15 protein-coding genes are annotated in these 14,647 nt (G+C 72.0%); 8 read left to right on the plus strand and 7 right to left on the minus strand.

Features of this window, described 5'->3' with window-relative positions; all coding sequences use genetic code 11:
- Positions 1 to 3 precede the first annotated feature (3 nt).
- A complete protein-coding gene (locus Aru02nite_RS07595) occupies positions 4 to 1,137 on the minus strand; it encodes a GNAT family N-acetyltransferase (RefSeq protein ID WP_203655990.1) in 1,134 nt (377 codons plus the stop codon).
- Positions 1,138 to 1,298: 161 nt separating this feature from the next.
- On the opposite strand from Aru02nite_RS07595, the gene Aru02nite_RS07600 reads away from it, so the two are divergent.
- From Aru02nite_RS07600 to Aru02nite_RS07610, 3 genes are all read left to right on the plus strand, one after another.
- Positions 1,299 to 1,628 (plus strand): hypothetical protein, encoded by a 330-nt coding sequence (locus Aru02nite_RS07600; protein WP_203655992.1) that lies wholly within the window; start codon positions 1,299 to 1,301, stop codon positions 1,626 to 1,628.
- Between the two features lie 175 nt (positions 1,629 to 1,803).
- Positions 1,804 to 4,770, plus strand: a complete 2,967-nt coding sequence (gene secA / locus Aru02nite_RS07605) for a preprotein translocase subunit SecA (protein ID WP_203655996.1) — start codon at positions 1,804 to 1,806, stop codon at positions 4,768 to 4,770.
- 279 nt (positions 4,771 to 5,049) lie between these two features.
- Positions 5,050 to 5,490: a hypothetical protein gene (locus Aru02nite_RS07610; protein WP_203655997.1), complete on the plus strand. Its 441-nt coding sequence runs from the start codon at positions 5,050 to 5,052 to the stop codon at positions 5,488 to 5,490.
- 96 nt (positions 5,491 to 5,586) lie between these two features.
- Here the strand turns inward: Aru02nite_RS07610 and Aru02nite_RS07615 are convergent, their stop codons facing one another.
- From Aru02nite_RS07615 to Aru02nite_RS07625, 3 genes are all read right to left on the minus strand, one after another.
- On the minus strand, positions 5,587 to 5,820 hold the full coding sequence (locus Aru02nite_RS07615) for a hypothetical protein (RefSeq protein WP_203655998.1): 234 nt from the start codon (positions 5,818 to 5,820) through the stop codon (positions 5,587 to 5,589).
- Between the two features lie 75 nt (positions 5,821 to 5,895).
- Positions 5,896 to 6,507 (minus strand): hypothetical protein, encoded by a 612-nt coding sequence (locus tag Aru02nite_RS07620; RefSeq protein WP_203656000.1) that lies wholly within the window; start codon positions 6,505 to 6,507, stop codon positions 5,896 to 5,898.
- A 113-nt stretch (positions 6,508 to 6,620) separates the two neighbouring features.
- Entirely contained in the window at positions 6,621 to 7,076 is a 456-nt protein-coding gene (locus Aru02nite_RS07625) for a lamin tail domain-containing protein (protein ID WP_203656002.1), read from the minus strand.
- Between the two features lie 446 nt (positions 7,077 to 7,522).
- Here Aru02nite_RS07625 and Aru02nite_RS07630 point away from each other — a divergent pair, with 446 nt between their 5' ends.
- From Aru02nite_RS07630 to Aru02nite_RS07645, 4 genes are all read left to right on the plus strand, one after another.
- Positions 7,523 to 7,897 (plus strand): cell division protein SepF, encoded by a 375-nt coding sequence (locus Aru02nite_RS07630; RefSeq protein WP_203656004.1) that lies wholly within the window; start codon positions 7,523 to 7,525, stop codon positions 7,895 to 7,897.
- A gap of 306 nt (positions 7,898 to 8,203) precedes the next feature.
- Positions 8,204 to 8,497 carry a hypothetical protein gene (locus Aru02nite_RS07635; protein ID WP_203656005.1) on the plus strand — a complete coding sequence of 98 codons (294 nt, stop codon included), beginning with the start codon at positions 8,204 to 8,206 and terminating at the stop codon, positions 8,495 to 8,497.
- 195 nt (positions 8,498 to 8,692) lie between these two features.
- Positions 8,693 to 9,667, plus strand: coding sequence for an ABC transporter ATP-binding protein (locus tag Aru02nite_RS07640; RefSeq protein ID WP_203656006.1), 975 nt, complete (start codon positions 8,693 to 8,695; stop codon positions 9,665 to 9,667).
- Positions 9,664 to 11,253: an ABC transporter permease gene (locus tag Aru02nite_RS07645; RefSeq protein WP_203656007.1), complete on the plus strand. Its 1,590-nt coding sequence runs from the start codon at positions 9,664 to 9,666 to the stop codon at positions 11,251 to 11,253. The genes Aru02nite_RS07640 and Aru02nite_RS07645 overlap by 4 nt, the downstream gene beginning before the upstream one ends.
- 11 nt (positions 11,254 to 11,264) lie before the next feature.
- On the opposite strand, the gene Aru02nite_RS07650 is transcribed toward Aru02nite_RS07645, so the two are convergent.
- Together Aru02nite_RS07650 and Aru02nite_RS07655 are read right to left on the minus strand one after the other, a co-directional pair.
- The gene (locus Aru02nite_RS07650; RefSeq protein ID WP_203656008.1) at positions 11,265 to 11,768 is read right to left on the minus strand and encodes an Rv3235 family protein; all 504 of its coding nucleotides are present in this window, start codon (positions 11,766 to 11,768) and stop codon (positions 11,265 to 11,267) included.
- Between the two features lie 412 nt (positions 11,769 to 12,180).
- Positions 12,181 to 12,408 (minus strand): helix-turn-helix transcriptional regulator, encoded by a 228-nt coding sequence (locus Aru02nite_RS07655; RefSeq protein WP_203656010.1) that lies wholly within the window; start codon positions 12,406 to 12,408, stop codon positions 12,181 to 12,183.
- A gap of 124 nt (positions 12,409 to 12,532) precedes the next feature.
- On the opposite strand from Aru02nite_RS07655, the gene Aru02nite_RS07660 reads away from it, so the two are divergent.
- Positions 12,533 to 13,045, plus strand: coding sequence for a DUF6912 family protein (locus tag Aru02nite_RS07660; RefSeq protein ID WP_203656012.1), 513 nt, complete (start codon positions 12,533 to 12,535; stop codon positions 13,043 to 13,045).
- 11 nt (positions 13,046 to 13,056) lie between these two features.
- Here Aru02nite_RS07660 and Aru02nite_RS07665 read toward each other — a convergent pair whose 3' ends face one another.
- Entirely contained in the window at positions 13,057 to 14,592 is a 1,536-nt protein-coding gene (locus Aru02nite_RS07665) for a hypothetical protein (RefSeq protein ID WP_203656014.1), read from the minus strand.
- Positions 14,593 to 14,647 lie beyond the last annotated feature (55 nt).

Below are 14,647 nucleotides of genomic sequence, written 5' to 3' on the forward strand. Positions count from 1 at the left end.
CCGTCAGTCGGTACTCAGGCGCGCGCCGTACCAGGTGTCGACGGGGACGCCACGTTGCAGGTGGTGTCCCCGTTCGGTGCCCTCGACGGTGAAGCCGGCCTTCTCCGCGACGCGCCGGGACGCCGGGTTCGCCACGAACGCGCGCCACTCGACCCGGTCCAGCGCGAGCGCCGCGTACGCCCAGTCGCACAGGGCGCGCAGCGCGGTCGTCGCGACGCCGCGGCCGCGGGCCCACGGCGCGACCGAGTAGCCGACCTCGCCGACCCGCGCCGGGTACCCGTCCAGCCGCAGCTCGAACGTGCCGAGGAACCGCCCGGTCGGCGCCGCCGCCGCGAACACCACCCCGGTACCGCCGCGCCAGCAGTCCGCCGCGTACCGGACGAAGAACTCGGCGTCCGACTCCTGGTACGGCACGGGAATGCCGGTGTTCGCGACGGTCTCCGGATCCCGCGAGGTCCGCACCAGGTGCGGCACGTCGCCGGGCCCGAGCGCCCGCAGTACGAGGGTGCCCGCGTCGACGGTCGGCTGCGCGCCGGAGTACGTGCGGGCCTGTCGGGCGGCGCGGGCCAGCCGTACGTCGTCCGGGCCGGCGTCGCGCAGTTCGCCGGGCAGCATGCCGGCCAGCCAGCCGTCGACCGGATCGCCCTCCCCGCCGTGCGGGCGGAGGCCGGCCCGGGTGACGCCCTCCATCCGCATCCCGAGCCGCAGCGCGACCAGCCGGGACGCGTGGTTGCCGACCACCGCGCGCCAGCCCAGCCGGCGCAGCCCGAGCGCGTCGAACCCCCACCGCGCCGCCAGCCGCCCGGCCCGTTCGGCGACGCGCCGGCCGCGGGCCCACGGCGCCGTCCAGTACCCGAGGTCGGCGCCGCGGCGGGCCGGTTCGAGGTGCAGCGCCGTCGAGCCGAGCAGCTCCCCGCCGTCCGCGTCGAACACGCCGAACGGGGTGCCGGTGCCCGCCGCCCACGCCCCGGCCGCACCCGTCACGAACGCCTCCGCGTCGCCCCTCCCGTACGGGACGGGCACGGTCGTCCAGCGCGCGATCTCCGGGTCCTGGCAGGCGCCGAGCACGGCGTCCGCGTCGGTCGGTCGCCAGCAGCGCAGCAGCAGGCCGTCGCCGGCCAGGTCGACAGGGTCCATGGGCGGATCCTGCCGCGCCCGCCGGCGCACCGGAACCGATTTCGCCGCGGCACCGTCCGGGTGTGTGCACTCACCCCGGGTACGCACGCGCGGTTCGGCCCGGACGCTTCCGCCGGAGTACCCGGGCACGGCAGACTCGAAGACCACGGACGGAGGCGCCGATGCCCGACACACAGGCCAGAGAAGCCCAGCCGGTACGCGCCGGGCGCGCGGTGACCGTCGCCCGGGCGTACGCGGCGAAGTGGATCATGACGGCGGCGCTGGTGGTGGCGCTGCTGCTGGGGCTCGGGGCGGTCCTGGTCGGTTTCGGCGCCAACCGCCACAACGTCCTGGTCAGTACGCTCGTGTCCGTGGACGGGTGGCTCGCCGGGCCGTTCGGTGACCTGTTCACGTACGCCGACCCGGTCCGGCAGAGCCTCGTGAACTGGGTGATCGCGGCCGCGGCGTACCTCGTGGCGGGCGGTATTCTCTCCCGACTGGTCCGTCCGTGACGGTGCGTGCCGCCGGCTCCGCGCGACGACTCGCGGGCCGATTGTTCCGTGATGAACGTCCGGATCTGGTAGCAACGTCATGTTCGGGTGACGATCTGACGGCAGGAGTGTGCCGGAGCGCCGTCGCCCTGCCTACGATGGTCGCCGGAGAACAGCCCCCAGGGAGCGTTGAGAAGTGTCCGTACTGGAAAAAGTGCTGCGCGCCGGCGAGGGCCGGATGCTGCGTCGGCTCAAGGCGATCGCGTCCGCCATCAACGAGCTTGAGGACGACTACACCGAGAAGACCGATGACGAGCTGCGCGCGCTGACCGACGAGTACAAGGAGCGGTACGCGGACGGCGAGACCCTGGACGAGCTGCTGCCGGAGGCGTTCGCCACGGTCCGCGAGGCCGCCCGCCGGGTGCTCGGCAAACGGCACTACGACGTGCAGCTCATGGGTGGCGCCGCGCTGCACTTCGGGCACATCGCCGAGATGAAGACCGGCGAGGGCAAGACGCTCGTCTCCACGCTCCCTGCGTACCTGAACGCGCTGTCCGGCAAGGGCGTGCACGTCATCACGGTCAACGACTACCTGGCCCAGCGCGACGCCGAGTGGATGGGTCAGGTGCACCGCTTCCTGGGCCTGACCGTCGGCGTGGTGCTGCCGCAGATGACGCCCGCCGAGCACAAGGCGGCGTACGAGTGCGACATCACGTACGGCACGAACAACGAGTTCGGCTTCGACTACCTGCGCGACAACATGTCCTGGTCGGCCGACGAGCTGGTGCAGCGCGGCCACAACTTCGCCATCGTCGACGAGGTCGACTCCATCCTCATCGACGAGGCCCGGACGCCGCTGATCATCTCCGGCCCGGCCGAGCAGTCCGCCCGCTGGTACCCGGAGTTCGCCCGGGTGGTCGGGCGGCTCAAGCGCAGCAGCGAGGTCAGCCCGTCCGCGCAGCTCGGCGGCAGCCGTCCCGAGCCGGACGGCGACTACGAGGTGGACGAGTCGAAGCGCACCGTCGCCATCACCGAGGCCGGCGTGCACAAGGTCGAGGACCAGCTCGGCATCGACAACCTGTACGAGTCGGTCAACACCCCGCTCGTCGGCTTCCTGAACAACGCCATCAAGGCCAAGGAGCTGTACAAGCGCGACAAGGACTACATCGTCAGCGACGGCGAGGTCCTCATCGTCGACGAGTTCACCGGCCGCATCCTGCACGGCCGGCGGTACAACGAGGGCATGCACCAGGCGATCGAGGCCAAGGAAGGCGTCGAGATCAAGCAGGAGAACCAGACGCTCGCCACGATCACCCTGCAGAACTACTTCCGGCTGTACGACAAGCTCGCCGGCATGACCGGTACGGCGCAGACCGAGGCCGCCGAGTTCAACAAGGTGTACAAGATCGGGGTCACCAGCATCCCGACGAACAAGCCGATGGTGCGCGAGGACCGCGCGGACGTCATCTACAAGACCGAGTCGGCGAAGTTCGAGGCGGTCGTCGAGGACATCGCCGAGCGGCACGAGGCCGGCCAGCCCGTGCTCGTCGGTACGGTCAGCGTCGAGAAGTCCGAGGTGCTGTCCGACATGCTGCGCAAGCGCGGCATCCCGCACTCGGTACTGAACGCGAAGTACCACGCGCGCGAGGCGGAGATCGTCGCGCAGGCCGGTCGCAAGGGCGCCGTCACCGTCGCCACCAACATGGCCGGCCGCGGTACCGACATCCTGCTCGGCGGCAACCCCGAGTTCACCGCCGCGGCCAAGCTCCGCAACGCGGGCATCACGCCCGAGGAGGACCCCGAGGGCTACCAGGACGCGTACGAGGGGGCCCTGGAGGAGGCGGAGAAGGAGTGCGCCGCCGAGGCCGACGAGGTCGTCGAGGCCGGCGGACTCTACGTGCTGGGCACCGAGCGGCACGAGTCCCGCCGCATCGACAACCAGCTCCGCGGCCGGTCCGGCCGGCAGGGCGACCCCGGCGAGTCCCGGTTCTACCTGTCGCTGCAGGACGAGCTGATGCGCCGGTTCCGCGCCGGCGCCGTCGAGGCCGTCATGGAGCGGCTCAACATCCCGGACGACGTGCCGATCGAGTCCAAGATGGTCAGCCGCCAGATCCGCAGCGCGCAGACCCAGATCGAGCAGCAGAACGCCGAGATCCGCAAGAACGTCCTGAAGTACGACGAGGTCCTGAACAAGCAGCGCCAGGTGATCTACGCCGAGCGCAAGCGCGTGCTCGACGGCGAGGACCTGCACGAGTACGTCGACAACATGATCGACGACGTCATCGGGGCGTACGTCACGGGTGCCACCGCCGAGGGGTACGCGGAGGACTGGGACCTCGACAAGCTGTGGACCGCGCTCAAGCAGATGTACCCGATCTCGGTCACGGTCGAGGACCTTGAGGACGAGGCCGGCGGCCTGGAGGCGCTCGACGCCGACTTCCTCACCGAGCAGCTCCGCCAGGACGCCCACGAGGCGTACGCGCGGCGCGAGGAGGAGTTGGGCGCCGACGCGCTGCGCGAGCTGGAGCGCCAGGTGCTGCTCGCCGTCATCGACCGCAAGTGGCGCGAGCACCTGTACGAGATGGACTACCTGCAGGAAGGCGTCGGCCTCCGCGCGTACGCCCAGCGCGACCCGCTGGTCGAGTACCAGCGTGAGGGCTTCGACATGTTCCAGCAGATGCTCGACGGCATCAAGGAGGAGGCGGTCGGCTTCCTGTTCAACCTGGAGGTCCAGGTCGAGGAGGAGTCCGAGGCGCCGGCCGAGGCCGTCCCCGCCGCCACCACCGAACTCACCGCCGAGGAGTTCGCCGCGCAGGTCGGCCGCGCCGCCGGCGACACCGGACCCGCCCCGGACGGCGCCAGCCACGTCGAGATCCACGCCAAGGGCCTCGGCGCCGACTCCCGTCCCCAGCAGACCCTCCAGTACTCCCAGCCCGTCATCGACGGCGAGGCCGGTGCCGGAGGTGTCGAGGTCGGCCGCAGCTCGTCCGCCGCGGCGCTCGGCGTCGGCCCCAAGTCGGGGATCTCCGCGGGCGAGAAGCAGACCGCGCCGGGCCAGAAGGTCGGCACCGGCCCGTCCCGCAACGCCCCGTGCCCCTGCGGCTCCGGCAAGAAGTACAAGAAGTGCCACGGCGCCCCCGGCGCCGGCCCGCTCCCCGAGTGATTCCAGCGGGACGAGTGGTGGCGACGGTCGTCATCGGGCTTGGCTTGACGGCCCGGTGACGGCCCGGACGGCCCAGCGGCGGCCCCACAAGTCCACAGAGGACAGTCCAGAACGTCCCCGGTGATGCCCTGGCCCGACCCGGCCGGGGCATCACTGTCGGCGGGGCCTGGGGGCCGACTGAACGGACGATTGTCGCTGCTCGTGACCCCCGAGATCATCGGTCGGTGTTCCTGCGCTGGATGTTCCGTGGCCGCGGCCGGCTCCGCGTACTGCGTGGTCATGGTGGGCCTGACCTTCGTGCCGTGGCTGCCGCCGTTCAGCGGGTGGGTGGTCCTGCCGGCCGTGGTGACCGCTGCCCCGTGCTTCTTCACCGCGCTGTTCCTGGGGATCCTCCACAGTCGGGGACTACCGGGCTCGTCGGTGCCGTACCTGATCGGGTCGGTGCCGACCCGACTGCGGGTGGCCGGCCTGGCCGTCGCGTTCGGGTGCTTCCTGGTGATCGTGCTGACCGCACCGAGCATCAACAGGTTTGGAGTTGGCGTCGTGGACGGCCACCACGGACACCGACCGGACACGGTCATCGGCCGGACCGAGTACGAACGGCAGCTGCGGTACGACTTCCGCGTGGGCTTCTGTGCCGCCGGCTGGTTCACCGCGCTGCCTGGTCTCATGATCGCGGGTGCCGCCCAGCACAGGGCCGAAGGTGAAGCCGGCTCCTGAGCTGCTGCACCGGCCGCGTACGCCGACCACCGGCAACACAGCCAAGGTGGCCCCGGGGTTGGGCCGACCGGCGTTCCGGCCGTGGCGTTAGTCGCCCTAACAGAGATGGTATTTGCCGGTCCCGCGGCGAAGGGCGCGCCACTGTACGAACACCCGGAGGCAGCAGGCGGCGAACAGGAAGGTGAGCATGGCGAGCAGCCGACCCAGCCATTCGTTCGAGGCCACCACGAAGAGCAGCAGAGTCACCACGGCAGACGCGATGGCGGCAGCGCCGAAACCGATCGTGACAGCAAGAGTGACGTGCCGTTCGACGGCTGGCGAGATGATCATGACCTAGTTGTACCCCCTTTGCACACGCCGCATGCAGCCGCGATCGGCGCCGCATCCGCCCGACTTCGCGTACGGTCAGGGATCGAGGGTGGTGATGCGTTCGCGGAGCTGTTCCTCGGCGGTGTCGGCGTCGGTCCACAGGTCGAACCAGACCCGACTGGTGGCGCCGTCGGGCCGGTCGAGGCCGGCGACGGCGATGCTGTGGACGCCCCACAGCACGTCGAACCGGTCGGGCGAGTCGACGCCGACGGCGAACGGTGCGGCGAGCGCGGCGCGGGTGACGACGATCCGGTCGGGATCCTCGGGTCGACGCCGGCCGGCGGTGAGGTAGCGCGGCTCCTCGGTGATCCTCATCCACCGTACGGCCGCGCCCGGTACCTGTTCGTCGAGGATCTCGGCGACGGACTGCCGGAGCGCCGCGGCCGGGTCGTCGCCGAGCCAGTCGAGCCAGTGGCCGCCGTCGGTGAGCGCGGTGAAGTCGTCCTGGACCGTCCCGTACCGCGGGTTGGGCTCGAACTCGCCGGTGAGCCGTCCGTCGGCGCCGACCCGCCAGACGCCGCGGACGGCTTCGCCCGGCACGTACCCGTCGGGGTCGCCGATCAGCGTGCCGTCGATCTCGGCGACGAGCTCCGCGGGCGGCTCCCGGCGTGCCGTGGTGCCGTCCGCGGGTTCCGGTGGTGTGGTCATGATCGCCATCCTGGCACCGACCCACCAGCGCGTACGGTGCCGGTCCGGCGGCCGGGGCGCCGGACCGTACGACTGTCCGATGTGGACGGTACGGCCCGGCGCCCCGTGGTGCGTCAGCAGTTCTTGTATCCGGAGCCGCGGCTGGTCCAGCGGCACGTGTCGACCGTCGTACCGTGCGAGGTCTTCAGCGTCGCGGTGTCCCCGGTGTTGTTCCAGATGTACGCCCGGCTGCCCCAGTACCGGTTGGCGCTGGTGTTGGTGCCGCGCCCGGTGTGCACGGTGACGGTCTTCCCCGGCCCGAGCCGGAAGCTGCCGAACGTGTACACGTGCCGCGACGCGTCCCGCAGCGTCCACCCGGTCAACGTCACCGTGGTACGCCCCGTGTTGCGGACGTGCACCCACTCGGCGTTCAGGCTGGTGTTGCTGCGGTTGTCGGTCCCCGGCGAGTCGTACTGGATGCGGCCGAAGGAGATGGTGCCGGCGGCCTGGGCGGGCGCGGCGGCGGTGAGGGCGACGCCGAGCATGGTCGCGGCGGCGGCGACCGCCACGGCGGCGGTGCGGACTGTCATTCACGAACTCCCGGGTTCACGTACGTCGGCACTGCGGTGGGTACCGCAACATGCGCCGTACGTTATGGGTGCCCGGCGCCGGTGGGGGCCCGCCGATCGGCCGCAGTTGGTCCGCCGTCGGAACGTCCGGGTTCGCCGTTCCGGCAGGTGCAATCCGCCGTTCGGGCGGTCCGTCCGCAGTGGTCGCAGCCACTGTCGGATGACCGTCACGACCCCTTTTCCGTACCCGACGGGCTTGTAGCGTGCGAAAAGATCCACTCACCGTGGAGTGGACTTCGGTGCGGCGTACCCGGTTGGCCGGTCCTTCTGGGTTAGCCTGGGATCACTTTGGGGATAACGCACTCGCGGTCGGTTGCCCGCCGATGCCACACTCCATTGTGGAACTCGCAGGTCGAACGGCAGGTGGGAGCGCGCAGCGGTAGCGACGTGGGGAGGAGGTGTCCGAGATGACCGCGGTGAACAGGTCACGGTCCTGGCTGGGGCTGGACCCAGACGAGCGGTACGACGACGCGGCGGAGCGGCAGTCCACGGACATCGCGCCGACGTCCTCCAGCGCCAGTGACGTCGCGGTGCCGGACCGGCGCCTCGCGACGATCCACCTCACGAGCTTCCATCAGGCGCGGACCGTGGGCGAGCGGTTCCGCGAGGGTGTCCCGGTGCTGATGGACCTGTCCGGGATGGACGAGGCCGGCGCCAAGCGGGTCGTCGACTTCGCCTCGGGTCTGGTGTTCGGGCTGCGCGGCGGCATGGACCGGATCGCGCCGCGGGTGTTCCTGGTCCTTCCGGCGGGCACCGAGCTGACCCGCGCGACGCCGCGCTGAGTCCGGGCGCCGCGTGGCGTCCAGTGGTCCGACAGATTCGTACAATTTCCGGCCGGCCGGCGCGGGACCGACGCTTGACGCGTTGTTCTCGCGCCGGTTTCGCCGAGCCGTCCGTACCACCAGTGTTCACTACAATGCGTATTCATCAATTCACTTACTAACGTCGATTGGCGCGCATCTCGGCCACGCTCAAATCGGGCCAGAAAGCGCACATCGTGACTTGACGCCCCCGATCATGGTCGGCAAACTGGCCCGACGGGCGCCCGTATTCATGAATACGTACCGCAATTAGAGGAGTACCCACAGATGAGCCTTGGTGGAATTCTGCCGCTGGACAACCTGGGTAACGTCACCCACGGCTCGGCCGGCGTCGACGCGGGCCCGCTGACCGGCGGTGCCGGCCTGGACCTGACCGGCACCTCGGCCGCCGGCCTGCACGGCCCGGCCGGCCTCAACGCCGGTGGCGACGTGAACCTGGTCGCGCAGAGCGCCCACGTGGGCGTCGGCGCTGCGGGCCACGAGGTCGTCGGTGTTGGCACCGACAGCCTGACCAGCGGTCACGCCGACGTGACCGTGCTCGACAACACCGTGAGCCTCTGAGGCATACACACCCCCCGTGTGATGCACAGCGCCACCGCGTAACCGCAGCGTGCCGAGCAACCCGTACGGGTTCGACCGGCACGCTCGTGGTGCGGTGGCCGGGTGGCGGTGTCATGGCACAGCCCGGGTCCCTGCCTTGGGCTGTGCCATGACCGCCTCACCCGACCGGGACGTACGGACGGGAGCAAGACGCCCATGCGCAACGCACCGGCCATCGAGGTGACCGACCTGGTGAAGTTCTACGGCCGGCACCGGGCGGTGAACGGCCTGACCTTCGCCGTACAGCAGAACGAGATCTTCGCGCTGCTCGGGCGGAACGGTGCCGGCAAGTCGACGACGATGAAGATGCTCAGCACGCTGATGGTGCCGAGCGCGGGCAGGGCCAAGGTCGCAGGGTTCGACACGGTCCGCGAGCCCCGCGAGGTGCGTCACCACATCGGCTTCGTCTTCCAGGAGTCGACACTCGACGCCGGCCTCACCGTCGTCGAGAACCTCCGCTTCCACGCCACGCTGTACGGCACGCCGCGGCACCAGGTCGCCGAGCGCATCGAGTACGCGATGAAGCTGCTTGGGTTGGAAGGGCACGAGAAGGCGCTGGTCGCGCGGCTGTCCGGTGGTCTGGCCCGGCGGCTGGAGATCTGCCGGGCGCTGCTGCACAAGCCCAAGATCCTCTTCCTGGACGAGCCGAGCCTCGGCCTCGACCCGCCGACGCGTACCCGGCTGTGGCAGGAGATCAAGCACCTGCGTGACCGGGACGGCCTGACCGTCCTGATGACCACGCACTACATGGACGAGGTCGAGAACGTCGACCGGCTCGCCATCGTCAACGCCGGCGAACTCGTCGCGATCGACACCCCCAGCAAGCTCAAGGCCGCCGTGGGGCTGGACCGGATCCGGCTCAGTACCACCAACAACGCGATCGCGCTGCGGCAGCTCGTCGCGCACGACATCCCGGCCTGGGCCGAGGGCGAGGTCATCGTCTGCTGCGTACCGGATGCGGAGCGCGGCGTGGGTCGGCTGCTCAGCCTGATCGACGTGCCCGCCACGATGATCACCGTGCAGCGGCCCAGCCTCGACGACGTGTTCGTGCACTTCACCGAGATGGCGCTGGCGCGCGAGGCGGCCGAGTCGGGTACCGGTGGTGCGCACCGACGGCGGGCCAAGGCGTGACGGACGCACCCTCGTCGGGCGTCTACTCCTCCCGTACTCGTGAGGACGGGAACGGCTCGTCGCCGGGCGCCAGCATCCGGCGCCCGTTGTTCGGGCGCTCCCCGGCGGCCATCGAGCCGGCGCCGGCACCGACGCAACCCGACGACGCCGAGATGAGTACGGCGCGGCTACGGCCGAGCGCCGCCGACCGCGCCGCCCTGGCCGAGGCCCGCCGGGGCGCCAGGCCCGCCGAAGCGCCCGAGCCCCGCCGGGAGCCCTCGCCGCGCCCGCGGGCCCGCGCGATCGAGGCCCCGCGCCCGGCGCCGCGTTCGCACTCCGCGGACCCCGCCCCGCGTTCGCACGCCGTCGAGCCGGCGCCGCGGTCGCACGCCGCGGAACCCGAGGCACCCGAGCGTCCGCGGACCCGGGCGGAGGAGCGTGCCGCGCGCGAAGCGGCGCGTGGTGTGGACGAGCGTCCGCGTACGCGGGCGGAGGAACGCGCCGCCCGCGAGGCCGCCGAACGGGACGCCGCCGAACGCGAGATGCAGCATCCAGCCGGCGACCGGGGCGACCGGGCGACGCGCGCGATCGAACGCGCCGAGGCCCGCGGCCGGGCACGCCCGGGGGTCGCGCCGACGTCCGGGCCGCCCACGCAGCCGACGTCTGCGCCGCCGGCGCCGCGTACACCGGAGCCCCGTGCACCACAACCCCGCGCGCCGGAGCCCCGCGTACCGCAGCCGCGGGTGGAGGCCGAGCCGGACGACGACCGGGACGTGGTGCAGGGCAGTCACCGCCGCGACCCGCGCGTCGTCCTCGAACTGCGCGTCATCGGCATGGTGGTGCGCCGCGAGTTCAAGAAGTACTTCCGGTCGAAGGCGAAGATCCTCTCCAGCTTCGTCCAGCCGTTCTTCTTCCTGCTCATCTTCGGGTACGGGATGCGCACGCTGGTGCGGACGACCGGCGGGGCGAGCTTCGAGCAGTTCGTCTTCCCGGGCGTCATCGCGATGACCGTGCTCGGCCGCGCGCTGCTGTCCGCGGTGACGATCGTGCAGGACCGGGAACACGGTTTCCTGCGCGAGATGCTGGTGTCGCCGGCGAGCCGCGTCTCGATCGTGATCGGCTCGATCCTCGGTGGCGCCGGCATTTCCACGATCCAGGCCGTACTGCTGTTCTTCGGCGCGCCGATCATGGGCCTGTTCCCCGGCCCGGCGACGATCGTCAAAGTACTGGCGACCACCGCGCTGATGGCGGTCGAGGTCACCGCGCTCGGCGTCGCCCTCGCGACGTTCATCCAGAAACCGAACAGCTTCACCGCGGTGACGCAGGCGTTGACGTACCCGATGTTGGTGTTGTCGGGGGCGCTGGTGCCGCTGGCCGGGCTGCCGTCCTGGGTCGCCGGGATCGCGCGGTTCAACCTGTTCAGCTATCCGGTGGACGCGACGCGCCGGCTGCTCATCGGCTCGGATGTCAAGGCGGACAAGGGATCGCTGGTCGGGCTGGTGCTGTTCGGGCACCCGATGTCGGTCGGCGACGAGATCGCGCTGACCGCCGGCTGCACGCTCGTGTTCGTCCTGATCGCGGCGTGGCGGTTCGCCCGGGTGGCCTGACCGGCGCACCGTCACACCATCCGGAAGTACGCGCAGCGCCAGCCGCACGGCAGCCGGACGAGCTGGATCGTCAGTGCCCACACCCGGCCAGCCTCGTCGAGCGTCACGACCACCTCGGCCTTGTCCGGCACGGATCCCGTCACGTACAGCCGGCGCAGGGTGACGTGGCGGTCCGGCTGCGGGTGCACCACGCGCAGCTGCTCGACGCCCTCGCCGACCGCGGTCGCGGCGAGCTGGCCGGCACGCCGCCGCCCGCGCAGCACCTCCAGGTACGCGTTGACCAGCAGCCACGCCGCCTGGCGCGCACCCGGCGGCTCGGCCGGACCCGCGGCGCCGGCCCGGCCGCGGCGGGACCGGCCGGCCCACTCGATCGGCAGCTGCTCCGGCACGGCCCGCAACCGCGGACGCTCCCAGTACGGCTCCGGATCGTACGGCGGGTCGGGGTCGGGGGCCGGCACCACACGCAGCCGTGGATGCAGCGGAACCGGTGGCGCGACGGGGATCGGGACGGTCATCGGGTCTCCAAGAGAACTGGACGTTTCCCTGCGTTTACGGTCGACAGCGCGCGTTTGTCTGCAGATACCTATACACGGCCGGCACAACCGGACAGCTCGCCCGAGAGCGCCCGCGGCACCGCTGACCTGCGCCTTCACCCCAATCCCCAGGTACTCCACTGACCGCTTTCCGACACCCGGCCCGCCCACGGACCGTCCTCGGTGGACCCCGGTCGGTCCCGGGCGACGTCACCGGGACGCGGCAGCCCACGCCGGTCCGCGTACCAGCCGGCGGTCCGACCCCGCGCGGAGTCGGCGCGGCGAACGGATCGAGGGCGAAGGGTCGGGCGCTCTTGCGGCATGGCACTGGGCCGTGCATCGGGGAACGCAATGCGATGTGGATCTTGGCCAGTGACGGCGCGCGTGGGATACGTCAGTCGGTGGTGTCGCGGAGGAGCGGGTTCTCGGCGACCCAGGCGGCGGTCTCCGCGTACTTGCGCTCGATGTACTCCTCAAGCTTGGCGCGCTCGACGCGCCACTGGCCCCGGCCGCCGATCTTGATGGCCGGCAGGTCGCCGCTGCGGACCAGGTGGTACACCTGTGACTCGGTGACGTTGAGCTCGTCGGCGACGTCGGCCAGCGGCAGGAACCGGGACGGCATGGCGGCGACTCCCGTCGTACGAGGCGGGTGGTGGCGGGATGCGGAGCTGGTGCCGCCGGGGCTTGTACCGTAACCGCATCGACCGCCCGGTTGCGAGCGGGTGCTAACGCGCGTGGAGGGTTTCGTGGCGACTGGGCATGTCCGGGTCTACCTACCGGCGACGCTGCCGGTGCTGGCCGACCTGCGGCGGAACAACGAGTTCGGGCCGGCGCCGCTCACCGGGCACGCGGTGACGCCGTCGCTCCGCGAGTGGTACGCGGAGGGCGACGAGGAGGAGCTGGAGTACGTCGCGTTCACGCGCGCGGCGCAGGCCGCCCTGCTGCTGTTGCGCGCGGATCCGGACGCCCCGCGCCGCCGCGTCGTCGTGTCCGTCGACCTGCCCGGCGACGCGCTCGGCCCGGCGTCCGGCGAGCTCGGCGACAGCGAGGTGACCCTCGCCGCTCCGGTACCGCTGGCGGCGGTCGCGGCGCTGCACGTGGACGGTGCCGATGCGGAGTCGGCGGTGTCGGCCGCGGTCGACGTGGCCGTGGAGGCGGCAGCGGGCGACCCGGACGCGCAGTTCACCGTGGACGGCGCCGAGGACCACGAGCTGGAGTGGTACGACGTGTCCGAGTTGGGACAGCTCGCCGGCGCCTGACCGGCCGGTCGTCAGGAGGCGGAACCGGCGTCGGACGGCTCCGTCGCCGTCGGCCCGGCGGTGGGCTTCGCGTCCGCCCCGCGGTCTTCGGCCGCGGGCTTCGCTCCGGCCGACTTCCCACCCGCCGTCGACTCTGCGGGCTTCGCGTTCGCGGACCGCGCGGTCGAGGGCTTCGCCGCCGCTGACTTCGCGGTCGGGGACTTCGCGCCCTGCTTCGCGCTCGCGGCGGTCTTCGTGCCGCGCTTCGCCGCCCCGGAGGTGCCGTTCTTGCCACCGGACGGCTTGGCCGCATCGGACGGCTTGGCGCCACCGGACGTGCCGTTCTTGGCGGCGGACGTCTTGGCCCCGCGGGACGTGCCGTTCTTGGCGGCGGACGCCTTGGCCCCGCCGCCCTCGGTGCCGGACGACGTAGCCCCGCGGGACTGCGCGGCGCCGGACTCGCTCGGCTTGTCGTCCGTCGCGCCGCCGTCGGTCTTCACCTCGGCGTCGGCCTCGCGCTGGCGGGCGGCGCGGTCGATCTCGGCCGCGCGCCGCTCCTCGCGTACGGCCCAGTCGGGCTTCGCGGCGGGCGTCCTCGTACGGGGGCGGCGCGGGCCACGGGTCCGCCCGTACAGCAGGACGGCGACCAGGGCGCCGGCGAACAGCAACGCGAGCGAGCCGTTGAGCTGGTACCGGCCGGCGAGCTGGAAGGCGAGCGTGTCGCCGAGGTCGAGGCCGCCCGCGCTGGAGATCAGGCTGCTGCCGAACGCCCAGGTGAGCAGCTGCGCGACCAGTGCGAGGACGCCGGGGGTGGCGCCGGCCGCGACGTTCGCAGCGGTGCCGAGCCGGTTGCCGGTACGTCGCACGTACAGGTGGACGGCGACGCCGGCGATGATGCCGGCGACGATGAAGCTGACGAGGGCGAGGTTGCTCTGCGCCTGCGCGTACTTCGCGATGGTGCCCTCGCCGCCGAACAGCCGGGTCAGCGGCGTCAGGAACAGGCTGCGCAGGGCCAGAACGGCGATCACGACGACGGTGCCGATGTAGCCGGCGACGGTCATCAGGCCGGGCCGGATGGCGGTGGCGGCGCCGCCGAGCAGGGCCGCGGTGGCGACGCCGGCGCCGACCACGAGCCGGTCGGCGGTGCTCAGGTCGGCCTCCAGCAGGTAGCCGGCGCCACCGGCGACGATGCCGGCGACCAGGCCGCCGAGCGTGCCGAACAGCGCGCGCCGGGCGCCGTGGTCGAGCAGCCGGGTGCCGTCCCGGCCGGCGAAGAGGCGGATCGCGGACGCCCCGGCGGCACCGCCGAGCAGCAGGGCGGCGAGCAGTACCGAGGACAGGAACGTGGCGACCTGGATGGCGGCGACCGCGGGATCGCCGGCGGCGCTGACGAGGATGTGCTCGCCGCGCAGCACCATCGCGAACAGCAGGACCGCGAGCACCAGCAGTACGGTGACGCCGCGGGAACCGGGCTCGGCGAGCGTGGCCGCCCGGTACGCCCCGGATCGCGGCGTCTGAGCCGCGCGGGTCCGGTCGGTCCGCGCACCGGTCCGCGTCCGCTCTGCCATGGGTCAGGGTCCTTCCGCTGCGTGGCGCCCGACGGGAGCCAGCCTACGCGGGTAC

The organism is Actinocatenispora rupis, assembly GCF_016861975.1.
GTDB classification, from domain to species: Bacteria; Actinomycetota; Actinomycetes; order Mycobacteriales; family Micromonosporaceae; genus Actinocatenispora; species Actinocatenispora rupis.

What these genes read in the sequence shown, in the direction of transcription:
- Aru02nite_RS07630 (WP_203656004.1), top strand. Translation starts at nt 7,523, where the DNA reads ATGACCGCGGTGAACAGGTCACGGTCCTGGCTGGGGCTGGACCCAGAC.
- Aru02nite_RS07615 (WP_203655998.1), bottom strand. Translation starts at nt 5,820, where the DNA reads ATGATCATCTCGCCAGCCGTCGAACGGCACGTCACTCTTGCTGTCACG.
- Aru02nite_RS07640 (WP_203656006.1), top strand. Translation starts at nt 8,693, where the DNA reads ATGCGCAACGCACCGGCCATCGAGGTGACCGACCTGGTGAAGTTCTAC.
- Aru02nite_RS07620 (WP_203656000.1), bottom strand. Translation starts at nt 6,507, where the DNA reads ATGACCACACCACCGGAACCCGCGGACGGCACCACGGCACGCCGGGAG.
- Aru02nite_RS07655 (WP_203656010.1), bottom strand. Translation starts at nt 12,408, where the DNA reads ATGCCGTCCCGGTTCCTGCCGCTGGCCGACGTCGCCGACGAGCTCAAC.
- Aru02nite_RS07595 (WP_203655990.1), bottom strand. Translation starts at nt 1,137, where the DNA reads ATGGACCCTGTCGACCTGGCCGGCGACGGCCTGCTGCTGCGCTGCTGG.
- Aru02nite_RS07635 (WP_203656005.1), top strand. Translation starts at nt 8,204, where the DNA reads ATGAGCCTTGGTGGAATTCTGCCGCTGGACAACCTGGGTAACGTCACC.
- Aru02nite_RS07600 (WP_203655992.1), top strand. Translation starts at nt 1,299, where the DNA reads ATGCCCGACACACAGGCCAGAGAAGCCCAGCCGGTACGCGCCGGGCGC.
- Aru02nite_RS07665 (WP_203656014.1), bottom strand. Translation starts at nt 14,592, where the DNA reads ATGGCAGAGCGGACGCGGACCGGTGCGCGGACCGACCGGACCCGCGCG.
- Aru02nite_RS07625 (WP_203656002.1), bottom strand. Translation starts at nt 7,076, where the DNA reads ATGACAGTCCGCACCGCCGCCGTGGCGGTCGCCGCCGCCGCGACCATG.
- Aru02nite_RS07610 (WP_203655997.1), top strand. Translation starts at nt 5,050, where the DNA reads ATGGTGGGCCTGACCTTCGTGCCGTGGCTGCCGCCGTTCAGCGGGTGG.
- Aru02nite_RS07650 (WP_203656008.1), bottom strand. Translation starts at nt 11,768, where the DNA reads ATGACCGTCCCGATCCCCGTCGCGCCACCGGTTCCGCTGCATCCACGG.